This window comes from Streptomyces sp. NPDC058240, assembly GCF_042882135.1.
Classification (GTDB): Bacteria; Actinomycetota; Actinomycetes; order Streptomycetales; family Streptomycetaceae; genus Streptomyces.
In genome coordinates this window covers 883482-903203 of record NZ_JBHVWT010000001.1, presented here as the reverse complement: position 1 = coordinate 903203, position 19722 = coordinate 883482, and the positions used below count along the sequence as shown (strand labels likewise).

Sequence of the window (19722 nt, the reverse complement as noted above, 5' to 3'; positions counted from 1 at the left end):
AACAAAGGCAACAAAAGGGGGAAAGGGGGGAACCACCCCAAAAAAGGAGGGGAGGGCGGAGACAGAAGGGGTAGAAAGGGAGGGGGGCGGCCTGCGTTGGGGGGGGGGGGCCCTGGGACCCCCCCCCACCGGCCTGCCCGCCCCTCCCCGTGCCCGCTCGAACCACCCAGCTCCAGCACCAGCCCCAGCCCCGGCCCACGCCCCGCCAGGGCGCCCCGTCACCCAGGGAAGGACTCCCGCCCGTGGCCACCTCGACTCCCACCCGGGACGCATACGCCCCGCCACCCGGCGGATCCCCGCACACGTCGGCCCGATCCGGCCGGCAGACCTGGCGGAGCCGGCTGTGGCGGTTCGACGACAAGGCATCGCCGTACGCCTACATAGCCCCGTTCTTCCTCGTCTTCGGTGCGTTCGGCCTCTATCCGCTGCTCTACACCGGATGGATCGCCCTGCACCGGGTGGAGATGACCGGTCTGAATCAGATGGAGTGGGTCGGCTGGGACAACTTCGACAAGATCCTGCACGACGCGGAGTTCTGGACGGCCGTCACCAACACCTTCCTGATCAGCGTCATGTCGACGGTCCCGCAGCTGCTCGTCGCACTGGGCCTGGCCCACCTGCTGAACTACCGGCTCCGCGCCAGCACCTTCTGGCGGACGGTCGTTCTCACTCCGTACGCCACCTCGGTGGCCTCCGCGGCTCTCGTCTTCGCCCTGGTCTTCCGGGCCGACGGCGGACTGCTGAACTGGGTACTGCACTTCGCCGGGCTCGGCGACACCAACTGGGCCAACGGCCACTGGACTTCGAAGATCGCGATCTCCGTCATCGTCATCTGGCGCTGGACCGGCTACAACGCCCTGATCTATCTGGCCGCCATGCAGGCCGTGCCGGCCGATCTGTACGAGGCGGCGTCGCTGGACGGCGCATCGCGCTGGCAGCAGTTCCGCAAGGTGACCATCCCCTCGCTGCGGCCCACGATCCTCTTCACGATCGTCATCTCGACCATCGGCTCCATGCAGCTGTTCGGCGAGCCGCTGCTGCTGGAGGGCGGCAGGCTCGGAGCCACCGGCGGCAATGAGAATCAGTACGAGACGCTCAGCGTCTACCTCTACAACTACGGCTGGAATCTCGGGCACCTCGGTCCGGCCGCCGCAGTGGCCTGGGCGATGCTCGCCCTCCTGCTGATCATCGCCGCGGTCAACCGGCTCATCGGCCGCTTCGTACGCACATCCGCGGTCTGACCGGGAGCGAATTCCATGACCATGACCAGTACCGTCAAAGCCCCGGAACCTACAGTTCCGCCCGCCCGCCGACGGGACACGCGGCGCCCGAGCCGGTTCAGGCCGGGCGCGGGCAAGCAGTTGCAGGGCGGCCCGTTCGCCTACATCGCCCTGGCCGTCGTCGGCATCGGCTCGCTGCTGCCGCTCTACTGGACGCTGGTGGCCGCGTCCCACACCCAGGACGAAGTGCTCGCCACCACACCGCCGTTCCTGCCCGGCGGGCGGCTGCTGCACAACCTCGACGCGGCCTGGAACCAGGCACACCTCGGCAAGGCGATCGTCAACAGCTTCCTCGTCGCCGGCTGCATCACGGCGGCGACGCTCTTCTTCTGCACCCTGGCCGGCTACGCCTTCGCCAAGATGCGCTTCCGGGGCCGCGGCGCGCTGATGACCGGCGTCATCGCCACGCTCACGATCCCGCCGCAGCTCAGTGTCGTCCCGCTGTTCATGATGATGTCCGACATCGGCTGGGGCGGGCAGCTGGAGTCGGTGATCTTCCCGACCCTGGTGAGCGCCTTCGGGGTGTTCTTCATGCGGCAGTACCTGAGCGAGGCGCTGCCCTACGAGCTCGTCGAGGCCGCCAGGATCGACGGCGCGAACAACTTCCGCATCGTGCGCAGCGTGGTCCTGCCGGTGGCCCGCCCCGCCATGATGGTGCTGGGGATGCTCACCTTCGTGCAGGCGTGGAACGACTTCTTCTGGCCCTACCTCGCCCTCAACCAGCAGAACCCCACGCTCCAGGTGGCCCTCGGCCAGCTGAGCGCCTCGTACACCCCGGACCAGAGCATCGTGATGGCCGGTGCGCTGATCAGCACGCTGCCGCTGCTCGTGGTGTTCGTGATCTTCGGCAAGCGGATCGTCGGCGGGATCATGTCCGGCGCCGTCAAGGGCTGACACCGCGTCATCCGCTTTCTCCTGCCTGTCCCTGCCCGTCCACCCTTGCCCGTCCACCCCTGGGAGCGCTCCCGCATGACTGCCGTACGACCCGACACCGCCCCGAAGGCCGCACCCGAGGCAGCGGAATTCCCGACCGGTTTCGTCTGGGGGGCGGCCACCGCCGCCTACCAGGTCGAGGGTGCCGCGGCCGAGGACGGCCGCACCCCTTCCATCTGGGACACCTTCAGCCGCACGCCGGGCAAGGTCCGCAACGGTGACACCGGAGACATCGCCGCCGACCACTACCACCGCTACCGCGACGACGTGGCGCTGATGAAGCGGCTCGGCCTGACGGCCTACCGCTTCTCCGTCTCCTGGTCCCGGGTGCAGCCCACCGGCCGCGGCCCCGCCGTCGAACGCGGCCTGGACTTCTACCGCAGGCTCGTCGACGAGCTCCTCGAAGCGGGCATCGCGCCCGTCGCCACCCTCTACCACTGGGACCTGCCCCAGGAACTGGAGGACGCGGGCGGCTGGCCCCAGCGGGTGACCGCCGAACGCTTCGCCGACTACGCGGACATCATGGCCGGAGCCCTCGGCGACCGCGTCAGCACCTGGACCACCCTCAACGAACCGTGGTGCTCGGCCTTCCTCGGCTACGGCTCCGGCGTGCACGCCCCCGGCCGCACCGAGCCCGCCGCCGCGCTGCGCGCCGCCCACCATCTCAACCTCGCCCATGGCCGGGCGACCGGGGTCCTGCGCGACCGCCTCCCCGCCGCCGCGCAGATCTCGGTCACCCTCAACCTCCACCACGTCCGCCCGCTGACCGGCAGCGCGGCCGACGCGGACGCCGCCCGCCGGATCGACGCGGTGGGCAACCGGATCTTCACCGGTCCGATGCTGCGCGGCGCGTACCCGGAGGACCTGCTCGCCGACACCGGGCACCTGGTGGACTGGCCGGAGCTGGTCCGGGACGGCGACCTGGCCACCATCTCCGGCCCGGTCGACGTCCTGGGCGTCAACTACTACACGCCGACGCTGGTCTCCACGCCCGCCGACGGCTCCGGCGACTCGCGCGACGACGGGCACGGCAACAGCGACCACTCCCCGTGGCCCGGCTCCGAGCACGTCGCCTTCCACCTCGCCGAGGGCCGGAAGCGCACCGCGATGAACTGGGCGATCGACCCGGACGGGCTGTACGAGCTGCTCGCCGACGTCTCCCGGGACCACCCCGGCCTGCCGCTGATGGTCACCGAGAACGGCGCCGCCTTCGACGACGACCTCTCGCCCGAGGGGCTGGTGGAGGACCCCGAGCGGATCGAGTACCTGCGCGGCCACCTCGACGCCGTGCGGCGGGCCGCGGCCGACGGGGTGGACGTCCGGGGCTACTTCCTCTGGTCCCTGATGGACAACTTCGAGTGGGCGTACGGGTACTCCAAGCGCTTCGGTGCCGTCTACGTCGACTACGACACCCAGCGCCGCATCCCCAAGGCGAGCGCCCACTGGTACGCCGACGTCATCCGCCGCCACGCGCTGCCCCCGGCCCCCGCCCCGTCCCCGGCCACCGGCCTCGGCTGAGTCCGCACCCCCCCGTCCCGCCTCCCGGGGACCCGGCCGCGGGAGGCCGGGTCCCCGTCGTTCCCCCCACGCTTGGTTTGCCCATCCGGCTGTGAGAAATTGACCGCGAACGGGAGGCAGCCATGACGGCAGCGCGAGTACGGAGCGGTGGCCGGCCCACGCTCGAAGAGGTCGCGGCACGGGCAGGGGTGGGGCGCGGCACGGCCTCGCGGGTCATCAACGGCTCACCACGGGTCAGCGCGCACACCCGCGAGGCGGTGGAGGCGGCCGTCGCCGAGCTGGGCTACGTACCGAATCGTGCGGCCCGCGCGCTCGCCGGGAACCGCACGGACGCCATCGCCCTGGTGGTGCCCGAGCCGGAGACCCGCTTCTTCGCCGAGCCGTACTTCTCCGACATCGTCCGCGGTGTCGGCGCGGCGCTCGCCGACACCGACATGCAACTGCTGCTCACCCTCGTCGGCAACGACCGCGAGCGCCGCCGGCTGGCCCAGTACCTGACCGCGCACCGCGTCGACGGCGTGCTGCTGGTCTCCGTCCACGCCGACGACCCGCTGCCGGACCTGCTGGAGCAGCTCGGCATGCCGGCCGTGATGAGCGGCCGCAGATGGGCCTGTGAAACGCTCGCCTCGGTCGACTCCGACAACTTCGGGGGCGCCGGCGCCGCGGTCGGCCATCTCGTCTCCCGGGGGCGCCGCGCCATCGCCACGATCACCGGACCCCGGGACGTCTACGGAGCGCAGCGCCGTCTCGACGGCTACCGCGAGGCGATGTCCGGGGCCGGTCTCGAACCGGACGAGCGGCTGATCGCCCCGGCCGACTTCACCGAGGAGGGCGGTGCACGGGCCATGCGCGAATTGCTCGCCCGCCGCCCCGACGTCGACGCGGTCTTCGCGGCCTCCGACGTCATGGCCGCGGGCGCCCGTCAGGTGCTGCGCGAGGCCGGCCGGCGCATCCCGGACGACGTGGCCCTCATCGGCTTCGACGACTCGGCGGTGGCCCGCCACATGGACCCGGCCCTCACCAGCGTGCGCCAGCCGATCGAGGAGATGGGCCGCACGATGGCCCGCGTACTGCTCAAGGAGATCGCGAGCGAGAGCCAGGAGCGCCCGCAGATCGTGCTCCCCACCGAACTGGTCGTCCGCGACTCCTCGTGACGACCGTCACACGGCCGTCCGCTGAGAGGGGCTCAGACACGGGAAGGGCCCCGGTCCGAAGACCGGGGCCCTTCCCGTCAGGGTGAGTAACGGGACTCGAACCCGCGACATCCTGGACCACAACCAGGTGCTCTACCATCTGAGCTATACCCACCATGTCCGGTCTTTTTCTGACCGGCCGAGAAAAAGTGTACAGGGTCCGAGAGGGTGCTCGCTCCCCAGTTGTTCAGCCGCTGATCCCGGCCCCCGAAAGGGCCATGACCAGCGGCTTCACAAGGTCCTACGGCGCGGGCGGCGCGACGCGTGCCGCGATGGCCTTCGCGCGCTCCGAGTCCGGACCGGGCTGCGGCACGAAGACCGCCTCGCGGTAGTAGCGCAGCTCCGTGATGGAGTCACGGATGTCCGCGAGCGCCCGGTGGTTGCCGTTCTTGGCCGGGCTGTTGAAGTACGCCCTCGGGTACCAGCGGCGCGCCAGCTCCTTGATCGAGGAGACATCGACGATCCGGTAGTGGAGGTAGCTCTCCAGGGCCGTCATGTCCCGCGCCAGGAAACCGCGGTCGGTGGAGACCGAGTTCCCGCAGAGCGGCGCCTTGCCGGGCTCCTTCACGTGCTCGCGGACGTAGTTCAGCACCTGGGCCTCGGCGTCGGCCAGGGTGGTGCCCCCGGCCAGCTCGTCGAGGAGGCCCGAGGCGGTGTGCATCTGCCGCACCACCTCGGGCATGGTCTCCAGGGCCGCGTCCGGCGGGCGGATCACGATGTCCACCCCTTCGCCGAGCACGTTCAGCTCCGAGTCGGTGACCAGTGCGGCCACCTCGATGAGTGCGTCTTCCGTCAACGAGAGCCCGGTCATCTCGCAGTCGATCCACACCATGCGATCGTTCATGGCCCCACCCTACGGGGCGCTCCGCTGCCCCGGCAGGGTCGGGCGGCCGGTCGTGTACGCGTCGGGGCCGGGCTTCCCCTGCTCCGACTGGACCGTACCGGCCGACGGCGACGCGACGGCATGCGGGCCCGGCGAGGTGGCCGTGGCCGTGGCACGCCGGATCGCCGCGTTGCCCTGGGCGGGTACGACCGGCTCGGTCGCCGTGGCCACCGGCTCCGCGCCACCGCCCTGCGGACGACGGGCCCGGTAGGCGGCCCGGTACGCGGCGGGGGAGGAGCCCAGCTGACGCCGGAAGTGTCCGCGCAGCGCGACCGGCGAGCGGAAGCCGCAGCGGCCCGCCACCTCGTCGACCGAGTACTCGGATGTCTCCAGCAGCCGTTGCGCCTGCAGCACCCGCTGGGTGATCAGCCACTGGAGCGGTGCGCTGCCGGTGAGCGAACGGAACCTGCGGTCGAAGGTCCGCCTGCTCATGTAGGCGCGCGCGGCCAGCGTCTCCACGTCGAACTGCTCGTGGAGATGCTCCAGTGCCCAGGCCACGACCTCGGCGAGCGGGTCGGAGCCGATCTCCTCAGGTAAAGACCTGTCGAGGTAGCGCTCCTGGCCGCCACTGCGCCGCGGCGGCACGACGAGCCGGCGGGCCAGTGCCCCGGCGGCCTCCGTGCCGTGGTCCGTGCGGACTATGTGCAGACAGAGATCGATCCCGGCTGCTGTCCCCGCGGAGGTGAGCACATCGCCGTCGTCGACGAACAGCTCACGCGGATCGACATGGACCGACGGATAGCGCTTGGCCAGCGTCGGTGCGTACATCCAGTGTGTGGTCGCCGGGCGGCCGTCCAGCAGGCCGGCTGCGGCGAGCACGAACGCGCCCGTGCACAGCCCGACGATGCGGGCGCCCTCCTCGTGGGCGCGGCGCAGCGCCTCCAACGCCTCGGCGGGCGGCGGCGAGGTGATCGAACGCCAGGCGGGCACCACGACGGTGCCGGCCCTGCTGATCGCCTCCAGCCCGTAGGGCGCGGTGAGTTCGAGTCCCCCGGTGGTCCGCAGCGGTCCTTCTTCCCCGCCGCAGACGAGGAGTCGGTAGCGCGGAACTCCCGCGTCCTGGCGGTCGATTCCGAACACGGAGAGCGGGATCGAACTCTCGAAGATGGGGCCGCCGCTGAACAGCAGCACGGCGACGACTTCTCGTCGTCGACGTCCACTGAGCTTCCGTACAGCCTCCGTTGCGGCGGCGGAGTCCTGGCTCATGACGCTAAGCCCCCCTCGGTGTTCGCGTCTCCCTGGTCCTTACGGGCCTGTCGCACCTGCACTTTTCCCCTCGGTCCTGCACGAGTTCCCCAGACTTCGATACCCAAGATCGAATCTACTGCGTCCCGTGGTGCCGGCGTGACAAGTTCACCAACCGGCGTTATGTCGACAAGGCCACTTGGCGGGAAGCATTCGATCACGAAGCGTTTCATCCGAAAGCCGTGCAGGGAAGTGCGTCTGGCGTTCATGGCCCGTCCCCGTTGGGTGGAAGCGTACCGCGCGGTCTCTTCCTGCCTGGTGGCAAGGGGGTTGATCGGCCAATTCGGCAAGGAATGGGCACGGGTATGAAGTTGGCTGAAAATAGACGGTTGTGCATACGTGATTCAGTCATTCAACCGGCGCACAACCCGGGTGATCAACCGCTTCTTTGCGCCCCCTGGGCAGGTCGGACGGCTGATCGTACGGAATCGGGCGGTGGCGACCGGCAGCGACCGGATTCCGCCCGCCGGGCCGGTGTCGGTTCCCGGCCGGGCCGATCGCCGGGGGCGGGGCGGACGGGCCGGAGCGGGTGCGGTGGGACGCCCGGGGCGGGGTACCGGGCCCCGGCGGTCGGCAGCGGGGCGGTGATCCGTTCCGGGGCCGCTCCGGGGTGCGGGGGCCGCGCTCGGGTCCGGGGGTGACGGATCCGGATCCGTCCGGTCACCGAGGGCAGCCGTCCCGGCCCGGCAGCGTCGGTGTACAGCACAAGCGGCATTGCCATACGGGTCCGCCTCGGGCATGCTCCGTGAAACGTCGCGCGCGCTTTGCGCGGGTCTGGGCAGTGGAGGAGTGGCGCCGTACCCTTGGGGGTAAGGGGTTGGGAAGATGATTCCCGGACACCGCATCACCGCCCGCTGACGCACCTTCCCCAAGTCGCTCTCCTCACGAGGACTCTCTTCGCCGAGACACCGATGGCCGGTCACGAAATCCCCGAACCCGCCGACCGCAAGCAGGTAGCCGACCCCGTGTCGGACCCGCAGACGGTCGAAGAAACACGTCACTCCTGCGATCCCGCGTTCCGCCATGGGGTCGTCGTCGGCTTCGACGGCTCGACCTCCAGTGAGCGCGCCCTCGCCTATGCCATCGGGATGGCCCGAAGATCAGGCTCCGGCCTGATCATCGTCCATGTCGCCAACCGGCTGCCGACCACGGTCTGGGCAGGCTGCGAGCCGCCCGTCTTCGTGGACGTGCCCGATCACCGCACCGAGGTGCTCGGTCTGGAGCTCGCCTGCGCGGACTACCTCTCCGAGGTTCCCTGGGTCCTCGTCGAGCGGGGCGGGGACATCTGCCACGAGCTGGAGGAGGTCGGCCGGGAGTACTCGGCCGACGCCATCGTCGTCGGCTCCACGCACGGCATCGTCGGCCGCATCTTCGGCTCGGTGGCGGGACGCCTCGCGCGGCGTGCGCAGCGCCCGGTCGTCGTCATCCCCTGAGCGCCCGACGCCCCGGCGACCTCTTCCGTCACTCCTGTGTTCCGTCGGCCGGTCCCTCGTTCGACATGGCGTCAACTCGTCTGCGTAAACCGGCAATTCATGTCGGGCGGAGGCAGATGGCGCGCTCGCGGAGCGGCCTGCCGCGGACAACGGCGTCCCTGTGGGAAGCGCCCGGCACCTCCACCCCCGGTCATCTCGCCCCGGGAATCGCCCTGTTGGCGTTCGGTATCGGTCACCCCGGCGCCGTGGAGGCCGGCGACGGAGCGGCCCCGTACCCGCGCTCGCGGTGGGTACGGGGCCGTTCTGCGCGCCGGGCGCGCGTGAGCTGTTGTGTGCGCGGGCCTATTCGACGGTGACGGACTTCGCCAGGTTGCGCGGCTTGTCGATGTCACGGCCCATGGCCAGCGCCGTGTGGTACGCGAAGAGCTGGAGCGGGATGCCCATCAGGATCGGGTCCAGCTCGTTCTCGTTCTTCGGCACGACGATGGTGTGGTCGGCCTTCTCCTGCACCTGGTGGGCGACGGCGAGGATGCGGCCGCTGCGGGCCTTGATCTCCTCCATCGCGGCGCGGTTCTTCTCCAGCAGGTCGTCGTCCGGCACGATCGCCACCGTCGGCATCGCGGGCTCGATCAGCGCCAGCGGCCCGTGCTTCAGCTCGGAGGCCGGGTACGCCTCGGCGTGGATGTACGAGACCTCCTTGAGCTTCAGCGAGGCCTCGCGGGCAACGGGGTAGCCGCGCACCCGGCCGATGAACATCATCGACTTGGCGTCCGCGTACTCGGCCGCCATCTTCTTGATCTCGTCCTCGTTCGCCAGGATCTCGCTGATCTGGGCGGGCAGCCTGCGCAGCCCCTCGATGATCCGCTTGCCGTCGGCGACCGACAGGTCCCGGATCCGGCCCAGGTGCAGCGCGAGCAGCGCGAACGCGACGACCGTGTTGGTGAAGCACTTGGTGGAGACGACGCACACCTCGGGACCGGCGTGGACGTACGTACCGCCGTCCGCCTCCCGGGCAATCGCCGAACCCACCACGTTGACGACACCGAGCACCCGGGCGCCCTTGCGCTTGAGCTCCTGGACGGCGGCCAGCACGTCGTACGTCTCGCCGGACTGCGAGACCGCGACGTACAGCGTGTCCGGGTCGACGACCGGGTTGCGGTAGCGGAACTCGGAGGCGGGCTCGGCGTCCGCGGGGATGCGGGCCAGCTCCTCGATCAGCTGGGCGCCGATCTGGCCCGCGTGGTACGAGGTGCCGCAGCCGAGGATCTTGATCCGGCGGACCCCGCGCGCCTCACGGGCGTCCAGGTTGAGGCCGCCCAGGTGCACGGTGGCGAAGCGGTCGTCGATCCGGCCGCGCAGCACCCGGTCGACGGCGTCGGCCTGCTCGGAGATCTCCTTGTGCATGTACGTGTCGTGGCCGCCCATGTCGTACGACTCGGCCTCCCACTCCACGGTGGTCGGCGTGGCTGTCGTGGACGAGCCCTCCGTGGTGTACGTACGGAAGTCGTCGGCCTTGAGGGTGGCCATCTCGCCGTCGTCCAGGGTGACGACCTGGCGGGTGTGGGCGACCAGCGCGGCGACGTCCGAGGCGACGAACATCTCCTTCTCGCCGATGCCGAGCACGACCGGGGAGCCGTTGCGGGCGACGACGATGCGGTCGTTGAAGTCGGCGTGCATGACGGCGATGCCGTACGTGCCCTCGACCGAGCGCAGCGCCTCGCGGACCTTCTCCTCCAGGGTGTCCGCCTGGGCGCGGGCGATCAGGTGGACCAGCACCTCGGTGTCGGTCTCGGAGAGGAAGACGACGCCGTCGGCGACGAGCTTCGCACGGAGCTCGGAGGCGTTGTCGATGATGCCGTTGTGGACGACGGCGACCTTGTTCTCGGCGTCCAGGTGCGGGTGCGCGTTCTCGTCGCTCGGGGCGCCGTGGGTGGCCCAGCGGGTGTGGGCGATACCGGTGGTGCCGGTGAAGCGCTTGGGAACGCGGGCCTCCAGCTCGCGGACCCGGCCCTTCGCCTTGACCATCCTCAGGGCGGCGGGCTTGCCGGCCGACGCCTTGCCGGTGATCACGATGCCCGCGGAGTCGTAACCCCGGTACTCCAGCCGCTGCAGCCCTTCCAGCAGCAGCGGAGCCACATCACGCTTCCCGATATATCCGACGATTCCGCACATAAAGTCTCTGCCCCTCCATCGACGTACCTGTGGTGCCCGTTGCTCAGCCGTAGACGATGCGGCGCAGCTGGCGGAGCGAGAGCTCCGGCGGCGCGACCGCGCGGTGCGGCAGCTCGGCCGCGATCCGCTCGAAGATCTCCGCGTTGACCAGACCGCCGGACTGCAGTTCGCGGTGGCGGCGGCGGACGAAGTCGTCGGTCGTCTCGTCGAAGTACGCCAGCACGTCGAGGATCACCCGGGCGGCTTCACCGCGCTGGAGCGCGGTGCTGCGCACCAGGTGGTCGATGAGGTCGTCATGCGACGGGCGGCGTTCGAGCACTCGTTGATATTGCGATGGGCGGGGCGCTTACGCAACAATTCTGCCCGATATCGGGCAGGGTCGGGTGTGATTACGCTCTCGAACGGGCCCGGAACGGCGTTCCGGGCCCGTGCTCGCGACAGCTCCGGGCCGCCTACAGGCGCTTGAGGACGGCCTGTTTGGCGGCGCTGAACTCGTCGTCGGTGAGAACCCCGGACCGGTGCAGCTCGCCGAGCTCGCGCAGCCGGCGCAGCAGTACGTCGTGATCGTCGCCGGACGACGCGGCCGGGACGGGTGCCGCGGGTGCGGCCGGGGCCGCGATCTCCGCGGGCGCGGCGCCTCCGGGGGCGGGACCCGCCCCCGCCGCATCGGGCAGCCGTACCAGGACCGCCGCCGCGACCAGGACCGCCGTGTACTCCTTCTTGGACAGCCCCCACAGATCCAGCGAGTACGGGTCGTCCTCGGCCGCCGGGGCCGACGCCGGGCCCTCGCGCCGCACGAAGCGCAGATGCCCGTTCTCCAGACCGATGGCGGGCACCCAGTGCACGCCGGTCACCTCCGAGACCGGGAACGCGACCGGGCCGCCCGAGGTCTTGACCTCGTTGGCCTTCCAGTTCCAGGTGAGGCGGACGGTCTCCCCGTCGAACGAGGCCGTGCCGTCCCCGCCGCCACCGGCGACCGGCACCGAGGGCCCCGGCAGCAGGAAGCCGTCCACCGCGCCGGTGGGCACCTGCTCGACCAGCAGGGCGCTGCGCACCTCGTCGACGAAGTACTCCGCCAGCCCGCTCCGGTCCTTCTCCACGGTCAGTTGGTAGGGGTCCGCGGCGTCCTTGAGCCTGCCGTCGGCCGCGCGCAGCACCGGGCACGCGCCGTCGCGCAGCCGCAGTCGCAGCCGGCCGCCCTTGCGGTCCGGCTCGAAGGAGATGCCCGCCAACGCCCGCAGCGGGACGACGCGTTCGCCCAGCTCCTGCCGGAGCGGATGGATGCCCTTACCCCGGCCCGGCACGATCCGCACCGTTTCGCCGTCGAAGGTCCAGGTTCCGTCGCGCTGGGTTATTTCCGCCATGCGGCAGATTCTCTCAGCAGTGCAACGGGGAAGTGGTCTACACCTTGACCATACGTGAGGCGCACGATACGCATGGTGATGGTTCGGTTGCTCAGGAGATCCACAGGTGTGAACCCGTCGAAAGGGACCCGGCTTGTGAGACTGCACAGGACACAGCGCACCGCCCTTCCCCGCCTTCTCGGCTCGCTGCTGCTCGTCACGGCGGCCGGGATCTCCAGTGTCGGCGCGACAACGGAGAGACCGGCGGCGAACAGCGGCCCGGCCGCCGCCGCCTCGCCCCGTCCACTCGGCCAGATCGTGCCCGCCCCCGCCGAGGCGAAGCCCGGCGGCTCCCCGTACACCATCACGGCGGACACCAGGATCCGCGTCGACGGCTCCGGTGAGGCCCGACGGGTCGGCGACTACCTGGCGGGTGTGCTGCGCCCGTCCACCGGATACCCGCTGCCGGTCACCGGCGACGCCGGCAACGGCATCCGGCTGCGTCTCGACTCCCACAACGGCGCACTGGGCGCCGAGGGCTACAGCCTGAAGTCGAGCCGCGGCTCCGTCACCATCACCGCACGCGGCCCCGCGGGACTCTTCCACGGCGTCCAGACGCTCCGCCAACTGCTCCCGGCCGACGTGGAGAAGAAGAGCCCCCAGAAGGGCCCGTGGACGGTCGCGGGCGGCACGGTCACGGACGCGCCGCGCTACGCGTACCGCAGCGCGATGCTCGACGTCTCCCGGCATTTTTTCTCCGTCGCCGAGGTCAAGCGCTACATCGACCAGCTCGCCCTCTACAAGATGAACAAGCTCCATCTGCATCTCTCCGACGACCAGGGCTGGCGGATCGCCATCGACTCCTGGCCGCGGCTCGCCACGTACGGCGGGCAGACGGAGGTCGGCGGCGGCCCCGGCGGCTACTACACGAAGAGCGACTACAAGGAGATCGTCCGGTACGCCTCCTCCCGCTATCTGGAGGTCGTGCCGGAGATCGACCTGCCCGGCCACACCAACGCGGCACTCGCCTCGTACGCGGAGCTGAACTGCAACGGGGTCGCGCCGCCGCTGTACACCGGCACCAATGTCGGCTTCAGTTCGCTCTGCGTCCCGAAGGCCGTCACGTACGACTTCGTGGACGACGTGGTCCGTGAGCTCGCCGCGCTCACGCCCGGCAAGTACCTCCACATCGGCGGCGACGAGGCGCACTCCACCAGCCACGAGGACTATGTGGCGTTCATGGACAAGGCGCAGGCCATCGTCGGCAAGTACGGCAAGACCGTGGTGGGCTGGCACCAGCTGACCGGGGGCACGCCGGTGAAGGGCGCGGTCGCCCAGTACTGGGGTTACGACCAGACGGGCGCCGCCGAGCGCAAGCAGGTCGCGGACGCCGCCGTGAACGGCACGAAGCTGGTGCTGTCCCCGGCCGACCGCAGCTACCTCGACATGAAGTACGACAAGGACACCAAGCTGGGCCTGGCCTGGGCCGGCTACGTATCGGTCCAGCGCTCGTACGACTGGAACCCGGCGACCTACCTGGCCGGCGCACCGGAGGGCTCGGTCCTCGGGGTCGAGGCGCCGCTCTGGTCGGAGACCCTGACCGACAGCGACGAGATCGAGCAGATGGCGTTCCCCCGGCTGCCCGGGGTCGCGGAGCTCGGCTGGTCGCCTGCGGCCACGCACGACTGGGACGCGTACAAGGTACGGCTGGGGGCGCAGGGGCCGAGGCTCTCGGCGCTCGGCGTCGACTACTACCGGGCGCCGCAGGTCCCCTGGGCCGCCGAGTGAGGTGACCGGGACCGTCCGGCGGCCGGGTACCTTCCCGGTCGCCGGACGGTCCCGGTGCCCGCGCTCTACTCGCCCCCGGCCGCCGCCTCGCGCAGCTGCTCCTCGCTCATCCCGCGGCGGACCGACGAACGTCACGCGCCCGCGGTCGAACCCGCGCTCACGCACCAGGTGCCGGCGCAGCGCCCGGACCTGCGAGGACTCGCCCGCGATCCAGACGTACGGCGTCCCCCCGGGCAGTTCGGCCGCCTCGACGGCCGCGGTGGCCGCGGGTGCGCCCTCGTCCCGTACGAGCCAGGTGATCTTGGCCCTGGCGGCGGTGTTGAGGGCCTGGCGGTCCTGGGTGTGCTGAACCTCCAGCCAGACCCGGGCCTTCATGCCTGCGGGCAGCCACTCCAGGGCGGCGGCCGCGGCGGGCAGCGCGGTCTCGTCGGCCCAGATCAGCACCCAGTCGGTGTCCCCGGGAGGGCGGAAGCGGACGGCCGTGTTGTCCTCGACGGCCGGGCCCAGCGCCGTGAGCCGGTCGCCGGGGGAGGCGTCCGCGGCCCAGCGGCAGGCGGGGCCGCCGTCCCCGTGCAGCGCGAAGTCGATGTCGATCTCGGTCGCCCCGTCGGGCGTCGTGCGCTGGGCGCGCACGGTGTACGAGCGCATCACGGCCCGTACGTCCTCCGGCAGGGCCCGCCAGGCGGCGAACCAGTCGCCGTTCCCGTCGACCGGGACGACCGGTTCGGACTGCCCCGGGTGCGGCAGGAACAGCGACAGGCTCTGGTCGCGTCCGCCGGCGGCGAAGCCGTCGAGTCCCGGGCCGCCGAAGGTGATCCGGAGCATGGAGGGGCCGAGCCGCCGGGTCCGCGTGACCGTCAGGCCGAAGAACCGGAACGGGGCTGTGGGGGGTGCGACGGACGTCGTCATGCGGGGGTCCTCCCAGGAACCGGAAGCGAAGCCGGGAACCGGCCGCCGGGCATTCTTGGGAAGGTTAGCCTAACCTCATTGGGGTTTCGGGGGTGCCTCGGGGTCGTCGGCGGCGACCGACGCGAGGTCGTCCAGCAACTCCAGGTCCGGGAGGCGTAGTTCCAGGCGGGGCGTGCGGAGGCGGAGCCCGTACAGGGGCCAGTGCTGCGGCTTCATGGACGGACTCTGCCGGGCGGGGCGGCGCGCTGTCGAGCGGATTCCCCGGTCGGCCGCACCGTGGGCTCTTCCGGCGGAGCGCCGCGGTCGCGTGCGTCGGCCACGTGCCAGGCGTCGCGAACGGTCAGGGGCGCGGCCAGGGGCGGCCGCCCAGGCGCTCGATGTCGGTGTTGAAGCGCCTCAGGTAGGCGGCGAAGCCGGAGATGTCCTCGTCCGACCAGTTGGCCATGACCCGCTCCAGGGAGCTGACGAGGCCCTCGCGTTCCGCGTCGAGCATGCGGGCGCCCTCGTCGGTGATCCGGAACTTGCGGGCCATGCCGCCCTCGGGGTCCGGGATGCGTTCCACGAGTCCGGCGCGCACGGCCGCCGCGGTCTGCCGGTTGAGGGTGGAGGCGTCGAGCCCGAAGGCGTCGCTGAGCTCGCCGATCGACATCGGCCCCTGGATGCGGACGCGGCTGAGCAGGATGTAGGCGCTGTGGTCCATCAGGCCGTCCTTGCGCCGCCCGCCCTTGTTCTGCAGGAGGCCGTGGCGGCTGAGGAGCATCTGCTCGTACTCGACCTCGTGTGTGGGCCTGGTCATGCGCCTGCCGCCTCCTGCGGTCGTCCGGGCGTCCCGGCGTTTCCGGATGTCGGCCCCCATCCTCCCATAGGTCTATGCAACGTACACGTGACGTGCTCGATGCATAGAGTGTGTACGATGCATAATCTTCTTCCGATACATACCCGAGGAGTCCCGGATGGGTGCCCCCCAGCCATCAACCCGCACCGGCGGTGTCGTCGCCACGCTGGCCATCGCCGGCACCACGGCGGCGATCATGCAGACCCTGGTCACCCCGCTCATCGCGGAGTTGCCGCGGATCCTGAACACCACCCCCTCGAACGCGGCGTGGGTGATCACCGTCACCCTGCTGGTGTCCGCCGTCTGCGTGCCCGTCTCCGGACGTCTGGGCGACATGGTCGGCAAGCGCCGGATGCTTCTGGTGTGCTCCGTGCCGCTGGTGGTCGGTTCGGTGGTGTGCGCGCTCTCCTCGTCCGTCGTCCCCATGATCGTCGGCCGCGGTCTGCAGGGCATGGGCATGGGCGTGCTGCCGCTCGGCATCGCCCTGCTGCGTGACGTGGTCCCGGCGGAGAAGCTCAGCTCCTCCATCGCGCTGGTCAGCGCCTCCATGGGGATCGGCGGCGCGCTCGGCCTGCCGATCGCCGCGGCGGTCGCCCAGTACACGAACTGGCGGGTGCTGTTCTGGGGTTCGGCCGGCCTGGCCACCGTGGTCGCGGTGCTGATCTGGTTCCTGATCCCCGACGTGCCGGCCGGCGCCAAGGGCCAGCGGTTCGACGTGCTCGGCGCGCTCGGCCTCGGGGTGGGCCTGGTCTGCCTGCTGCTCGCGGTCTCCAAGGGTGCCGACTGGGGCTGGGGCTCGGCCACCACGCTCGGCCTGTTCGCCGCCGCCGTCGTGGTGCTGCTCGCCTGGGGCCTGTGGGAGCTGCGCACCCGGGACCCGTTGGTCGACCTGCGCACCACCGCGCGCCCCCGGGTGCTGATGACCAACCTCGCCTCCGTCTTCGTCGGCTTCGGCATGTACGCCAGCATGCTGATCTCGCCGCAGCTTCTGCAGCTCCCCTCCGCCACCGGCTACGGCCTGGGCCAGTCGATGCTCGCGGCGGGTCTGTGGCTGGCGCCCGGCGGCATCATGATGATGATCGTCTCCCCGCTCGGCGGGAAGCTCAGTGACGCCCGCGGTCCGAAGTTCACCCTGGTATGCGGCGTCCTGGTCATCGCGGGCGGCTACGGCCTGTCGCTGGCGCTCATGGGCTCCGCGTGGGGCCTCATGGTGGTGGGCATGGTGACCAGCAGCGGTGTCGGCCTGGCGTACGGTGCGATGCCCGCACTGATCATGGGCTCGGTCCCGCTGTCCGAGACCGCCGCCGCCAACGGCTTCAACACGCTCATGCGCTCCCTCGGCACATCGATCGGCGCCGCCGTGATCGGCGTGGTCCTCTCCCACATGAACGTCACCATGGGCGGCCACAGTCTCACCTCCGAGGACGGCTTCCGTACGGGGCTGCTGATCGGCTGCGGCGTCGCCCTGGTCGCGGCGGTGATCGCGGCCGCCATCCCGGCGGCGCGCCGCGTCGAGGCCGGCGCCGACGCCGCGCCCGAACAGGCCACGGTCAAGGCCTGACCTACGGTTCGCGGTTCGCGATTGGCGTGACGCCGCCCGGTATCCGTACCTGCGCAGCACAGGCGGAACGCGGACCGGGCGGCGGTATCGCCGCCCCTCCCGGTAAGGTGACGATCTTCGGACGGTGTCAGCCTCCGGAGCCCCGAAGGCGAACGCCCATGACACACCCTGTCCCGCACTCCGCCCGCCGTCGCCTCGACGCCGCACTGGACGGCCTCGCCGCCACCTTCCGCGGAATGACCGCCCACCCCGACGAGCACAACTGCGAGTGCCACTGGGGCAGTGCCGAGGACGTCGCCCGGCTCAAGGTCCCGGACGTCGAGCTGTACGACGATCTCCTGCAACGCACCTGGCGGGCTCCCGACTGGAGCGACCACGCGTCGGTGCTGCGCCGGATCCTCCCTCAGTTCGCCCGGTCCCTCGTCGCGGGCCGCATCGAAGCCTTCCTCGGCCCGGAGGAGATCGGCCGTTCGTTCGACCGGGGTCAGTGGCAGCAGTGGCCGGACGAACAGGCCGCTGCGGTACGGGAGTTCCTCCACGCCTGGTGGTCCCACACACTCACCGACCCGGCCCCGGCCGTCCCCGCCCACGACCTCCTCGCCCTGAACGTCGAGGCATCCGGCACGCTCACCCCGTGGCTCACTCACTGGGAGACGCAGACCGGCGCCCCGGCCACCCAGCACCTCGCCGAGGCCGCCGCCCACTGGGAGTACCACCTCCTCGGCGACGAACTCCCCTGGGCCGCCTGGGACGACGAGGACGACGAGGGCGAGAGGCGCGCCGAACTGACGGCCTGGCTGCTGGACCACGCCCGACCCCGCCTCATCGCCCGCGGCGCACCCGACGAACTGCTCCACCGCATACGCCTGCTCGGCCTCATCGGTCCCGCCCGCTGGGAGGACCCGCACTGGCCCGGCCACCGCTACTGACTCATCGGCCCCGCCCAGGGGGCTCAGACGGTGACCCGGGGCTGCGCCGGGCCGAGGTAGTGCACCGCGGTCTGTTCGGCGTGCGGGGCGAGCAGGCCCTGCAACCCCCTGGCCGCGGCCGTGAGGAGATGGCCGTCGCGTGCGGCGTGGAGGGTTTCGAGGACGAAGGCGACGTGCGTGGAGTCCTCGGTGACGCGGGTGCGGTGGGCGTCGCGGTGGTTCCAGTGGCGGGTCAGGACATCGATGGTGTCCGCGTAGACGATCTCGCCGGGCTTCGGGTTCTCGGTGGTGTCGGGCTCGCCGAGCGGGGTGAAGGACTCGGTGCCGTCCGCCCGGCGGATGACGACCTCGCCGGTGACGTGGTCCAGGTCGAAGGCCCCGGCGGGCAGGCCGTGCTGGACGGAGACGACGTTGTAGGAGTCGACGGCCGGGTTGATGCGCGGCAGCGCGCCCTTCTTGGCGAGGCGGCGGCCGAGCGCGTCGACGCTGGGGCGGATGCGGCGCGGGTTGGTGCCGAAGGAGCGGTAGGCGGTGTGCCACGCCTCGATCCGGGGGTCGGTCTCGTCGGCGGGCTGCCAGGTTCCCTCGGCGAGCTGCTGCTCCAGGTCCGCCAGGGCGGCGGCGGTGTCGGGCCAGGGTTCGTGGCCGCGCATGCCGGTGGCGGTGACCAGGGCGATGAGGGTGTCGGGGAAAGCGTCCGCGACGGCGGGGGTGAGGTGGAAGGCGGGCATGGCGGGGTTCCGTTCCTTGGTGCGGTGCGGTGCGGTGCGGTGCGGTGCGGTGAGGTGAGGTGAGGTGAGGTGAGGTGGCGGGCGCCGGGATCTCGCTCAGGTCAGGGCGAGGAGGCCGACGGCGACGGCGGCGGTGCCCAGGCCGACGAGCTGGCCGCGGTGGATGCGTTCGGCGAGCACGCCGCGGGCGAGCAGGACCGTGCCCGCCGGGTAGAGGGCGGTGATCACGGCGACGACGGTGAGGTCCCCGCTGCGGGCGGCGAGCAGGAACAGCAGGTTCGCCATGGAGTCCAGCATGCCCGCGGCCGCCGACATCGCGTACGCGGGCCGCTCGGAGCCCAGCTTGCGGTGCATCAGCCCCGCCGCGACCAGGGTGACGGCCGAGGAGACCGCCCGGCCCACGATCAGCGGGGCCACACCGCTGTCGGACGGCGCCTGGTGCAGAAAGATCAGCTGAAGGGCGATGGCGGCGCCCGCGCCGAGGGCCAGCAGCAGCGCGGTACGGGAGGGGCGCGCCGTCCCGGCGCCGTGTCCGGCGCTGACCAGCACCACCGCCGCCAGCGCGAGCGGCAGACCCACCAGACCGGCGGCGCCCAGGTGCTCGCCCTGCGTCAGCCCCACCCCGACCGGCAGCGCGGCGGACACCAGCGCGGTCACCGGCGACAGCACGTTCATCGGGCCGATCGCCAGGGTCCGGTAGAGCATGGCGAACGCGGCGGCCGAGGCGACCCCCGACGCGGCACCCCAGCCGAGGGCGCCGGCACTGAACGAGGCGCCCAGGAACGGCCACAGCAGCAGCTCGACCGCGAGACTGGCCGGGGCGGCGATCATCACGGTCCGCAGCACGTGTGCCTTGCGGGCACCGAGACCGCCGAGGAAGTCGGCGCACCCGTAGGCGAGTGAGCTGCACAGAGCCAGCAGCAGAGCGAGCACGGCACATCCCTTACTATTCAGTGGAACGACCGCACC

At 71.2% G+C, this 19722-nt stretch carries 17 protein-coding genes, 1 tRNA gene and 1 pseudogene; 8 read left to right on the top strand and 11 right to left on the bottom strand.

Features of this window, described 5'->3' with window-relative positions:
- The first annotated feature begins 242 nt into the window (after positions 1-242).
- The 4 genes from ACFVX4_RS04020 to ACFVX4_RS04005 all read left to right on the top strand — a co-directional run bounded on the left by ACFVX4_RS04020 (position 243) and on the right by ACFVX4_RS04005 (position 4885).
- The gene (locus ACFVX4_RS04020; RefSeq protein ID WP_389971651.1) at positions 243-1241 is read left to right on the top strand and encodes a carbohydrate ABC transporter permease; all 999 of its coding nucleotides are present in this window, start codon (positions 243-245) and stop codon (positions 1239-1241) included.
- 15 nt (positions 1242-1256) lie between these two features.
- Entirely contained in the window at positions 1257-2174 is a 918-nt protein-coding gene (locus tag ACFVX4_RS04015) for a carbohydrate ABC transporter permease (RefSeq protein ID WP_389971649.1), read from the top strand.
- Between the two features lie 75 nt (positions 2175-2249).
- Entirely contained in the window at positions 2250-3731 is a 1482-nt protein-coding gene (locus ACFVX4_RS04010; RefSeq protein WP_389971647.1) for a GH1 family beta-glucosidase, read from the top strand.
- A gap of 122 nt (positions 3732-3853) precedes the next feature.
- Positions 3854-4885, top strand: a complete 1032-nt coding sequence (locus tag ACFVX4_RS04005; RefSeq protein WP_389971645.1) for a LacI family DNA-binding transcriptional regulator — start codon at positions 3854-3856, stop codon at positions 4883-4885.
- 81 nt (positions 4886-4966) lie between these two features.
- Here ACFVX4_RS04005 and ACFVX4_RS04000 read toward each other — a convergent pair.
- From ACFVX4_RS04000 to ACFVX4_RS03990, 3 genes are all read right to left on the bottom strand, one after another.
- A tRNA-His gene (locus tag ACFVX4_RS04000) sits at positions 4967-5039 on the bottom strand.
- A 126-nt stretch (positions 5040-5165) separates the two neighbouring features.
- On the bottom strand, positions 5166-5768 hold the full coding sequence (gene orn, locus ACFVX4_RS03995; protein ID WP_389971643.1) for an oligoribonuclease: 603 nt from the start codon (positions 5766-5768) through the stop codon (positions 5166-5168).
- A gap of 9 nt (positions 5769-5777) precedes the next feature.
- On the bottom strand, positions 5778-7013 hold the full coding sequence (locus ACFVX4_RS03990; RefSeq protein WP_389971641.1) for a helix-turn-helix domain-containing protein: 1236 nt from the start codon (positions 7011-7013) through the stop codon (positions 5778-5780).
- A 950-nt stretch (positions 7014-7963) separates the two neighbouring features.
- Here ACFVX4_RS03990 and ACFVX4_RS03985 point away from each other — a divergent pair.
- Positions 7964-8485: a universal stress protein gene (locus ACFVX4_RS03985; protein WP_093548508.1), complete on the top strand. Its 522-nt coding sequence runs from the start codon at positions 7964-7966 to the stop codon at positions 8483-8485.
- Between the two features lie 342 nt (positions 8486-8827).
- Here ACFVX4_RS03985 and glmS read toward each other — a convergent pair whose 3' ends face one another.
- From glmS to ACFVX4_RS03970, 3 genes are all read right to left on the bottom strand, one after another.
- Positions 8828-10657, bottom strand: a complete 1830-nt coding sequence (gene glmS, locus ACFVX4_RS03980; protein ID WP_266418882.1) for a glutamine--fructose-6-phosphate transaminase (isomerizing) — start codon at positions 10655-10657, stop codon at positions 8828-8830.
- Between the two features lie 43 nt (positions 10658-10700).
- Positions 10701-10976, bottom strand: a complete 276-nt coding sequence (locus ACFVX4_RS03975; protein ID WP_072489218.1) for a hypothetical protein — start codon at positions 10974-10976, stop codon at positions 10701-10703.
- A 133-nt stretch (positions 10977-11109) separates the two neighbouring features.
- A complete protein-coding gene (locus tag ACFVX4_RS03970) occupies positions 11110-12021 on the bottom strand; it encodes a DUF4429 domain-containing protein (RefSeq protein WP_389971638.1) in 912 nt (303 codons plus the stop codon).
- 78 nt (positions 12022-12099) lie between these two features.
- Between ACFVX4_RS03970 and ACFVX4_RS03965 the strand changes: the two genes are divergently transcribed.
- The gene (locus ACFVX4_RS03965; protein ID WP_389972100.1) at positions 12100-13788 is read left to right on the top strand and encodes a beta-N-acetylhexosaminidase; all 1689 of its coding nucleotides are present in this window, start codon (positions 12100-12102) and stop codon (positions 13786-13788) included.
- A gap of 65 nt (positions 13789-13853) precedes the next feature.
- Here ACFVX4_RS03965 and ACFVX4_RS03960 read toward each other — a convergent pair.
- From ACFVX4_RS03960 to ACFVX4_RS03950, 3 genes and pseudogenes are all read right to left on the bottom strand, one after another.
- Positions 13854-14697, bottom strand: a pseudogene (locus tag ACFVX4_RS03960) (siderophore-interacting protein).
- A 75-nt stretch (positions 14698-14772) separates the two neighbouring features.
- Positions 14773-14913: a hypothetical protein gene (locus ACFVX4_RS03955; RefSeq protein ID WP_389971636.1), complete on the bottom strand. Its 141-nt coding sequence runs from the start codon at positions 14911-14913 to the stop codon at positions 14773-14775.
- Positions 14914-15037: 124 nt separating this feature from the next.
- A complete protein-coding gene (locus ACFVX4_RS03950; protein WP_389971634.1) occupies positions 15038-15493 on the bottom strand; it encodes a MarR family winged helix-turn-helix transcriptional regulator in 456 nt (151 codons plus the stop codon).
- Between the two features lie 157 nt (positions 15494-15650).
- Here ACFVX4_RS03950 and ACFVX4_RS03945 point away from each other — a divergent pair, with 157 nt between their 5' ends.
- Together ACFVX4_RS03945 and ACFVX4_RS03940 are read left to right on the top strand one after the other, a co-directional pair.
- Positions 15651-17093 carry an MFS transporter gene (locus ACFVX4_RS03945; protein WP_389971632.1) on the top strand — a complete coding sequence of 481 codons (1443 nt, stop codon included), beginning with the start codon at positions 15651-15653 and terminating at the stop codon, positions 17091-17093.
- A 158-nt stretch (positions 17094-17251) separates the two neighbouring features.
- Complete coding sequence (locus ACFVX4_RS03940) at positions 17252-18022, top strand: hypothetical protein (protein WP_389971630.1); 771 nt, start codon at positions 17252-17254, stop codon at positions 18020-18022.
- Between the two features lie 23 nt (positions 18023-18045).
- On the opposite strand, the gene ACFVX4_RS03935 is transcribed toward ACFVX4_RS03940, so the two are convergent.
- Together ACFVX4_RS03935 and ACFVX4_RS03930 are read right to left on the bottom strand one after the other, a co-directional pair.
- Complete coding sequence (locus ACFVX4_RS03935; protein WP_389971628.1) at positions 18046-18753, bottom strand: B3/4 domain-containing protein; 708 nt, start codon at positions 18751-18753, stop codon at positions 18046-18048.
- 96 nt (positions 18754-18849) lie between these two features.
- Positions 18850-19686, bottom strand: coding sequence for an EamA family transporter (locus ACFVX4_RS03930; RefSeq protein WP_389971626.1), 837 nt, complete (start codon positions 19684-19686; stop codon positions 18850-18852).
- Positions 19687-19722 lie beyond the last annotated feature (36 nt).

Bases quoted from the DNA above. Each gene is read 5' to 3' on its own strand.
- ACFVX4_RS04015 (WP_389971649.1), top strand. From the start codon at position 1,257: ATGACCATGACCAGTACCGTCAAAGCCCCGGAACCTACAGTTCCGCCC.
- ACFVX4_RS04010 (WP_389971647.1), top strand. From the start codon at position 2,250: ATGACTGCCGTACGACCCGACACCGCCCCGAAGGCCGCACCCGAGGCA.
- ACFVX4_RS04005 (WP_389971645.1), top strand. From the start codon at position 3,854: ATGACGGCAGCGCGAGTACGGAGCGGTGGCCGGCCCACGCTCGAAGAG.
- orn (WP_389971643.1), bottom strand. From the start codon at position 5,768: ATGAACGATCGCATGGTGTGGATCGACTGCGAGATGACCGGGCTCTCG.
- ACFVX4_RS03990 (WP_389971641.1), bottom strand. From the start codon at position 7,013: ATGAGCCAGGACTCCGCCGCCGCAACGGAGGCTGTACGGAAGCTCAGT.
- ACFVX4_RS03985 (WP_093548508.1), top strand. From the start codon at position 7,964: ATGGCCGGTCACGAAATCCCCGAACCCGCCGACCGCAAGCAGGTAGCC.
- glmS (WP_266418882.1), bottom strand. From the start codon at position 10,657: ATGTGCGGAATCGTCGGATATATCGGGAAGCGTGATGTGGCTCCGCTG.
- ACFVX4_RS03970 (WP_389971638.1), bottom strand. From the start codon at position 12,021: ATGGCGGAAATAACCCAGCGCGACGGAACCTGGACCTTCGACGGCGAA.
- ACFVX4_RS03965 (WP_389972100.1), top strand. From the start codon at position 12,100: ATGGTTCGGTTGCTCAGGAGATCCACAGGTGTGAACCCGTCGAAAGGG.
- ACFVX4_RS03955 (WP_389971636.1), bottom strand. From the start codon at position 14,913: ATGAAGCCGCAGCACTGGCCCCTGTACGGGCTCCGCCTCCGCACGCCC.
- ACFVX4_RS03950 (WP_389971634.1), bottom strand. From the start codon at position 15,493: ATGACCAGGCCCACACACGAGGTCGAGTACGAGCAGATGCTCCTCAGC.
- ACFVX4_RS03945 (WP_389971632.1), top strand. From the start codon at position 15,651: ATGGGTGCCCCCCAGCCATCAACCCGCACCGGCGGTGTCGTCGCCACG.
- ACFVX4_RS03940 (WP_389971630.1), top strand. From the start codon at position 17,252: ATGACACACCCTGTCCCGCACTCCGCCCGCCGTCGCCTCGACGCCGCA.
- ACFVX4_RS03935 (WP_389971628.1), bottom strand. From the start codon at position 18,753: ATGCCCGCCTTCCACCTCACCCCCGCCGTCGCGGACGCTTTCCCCGAC.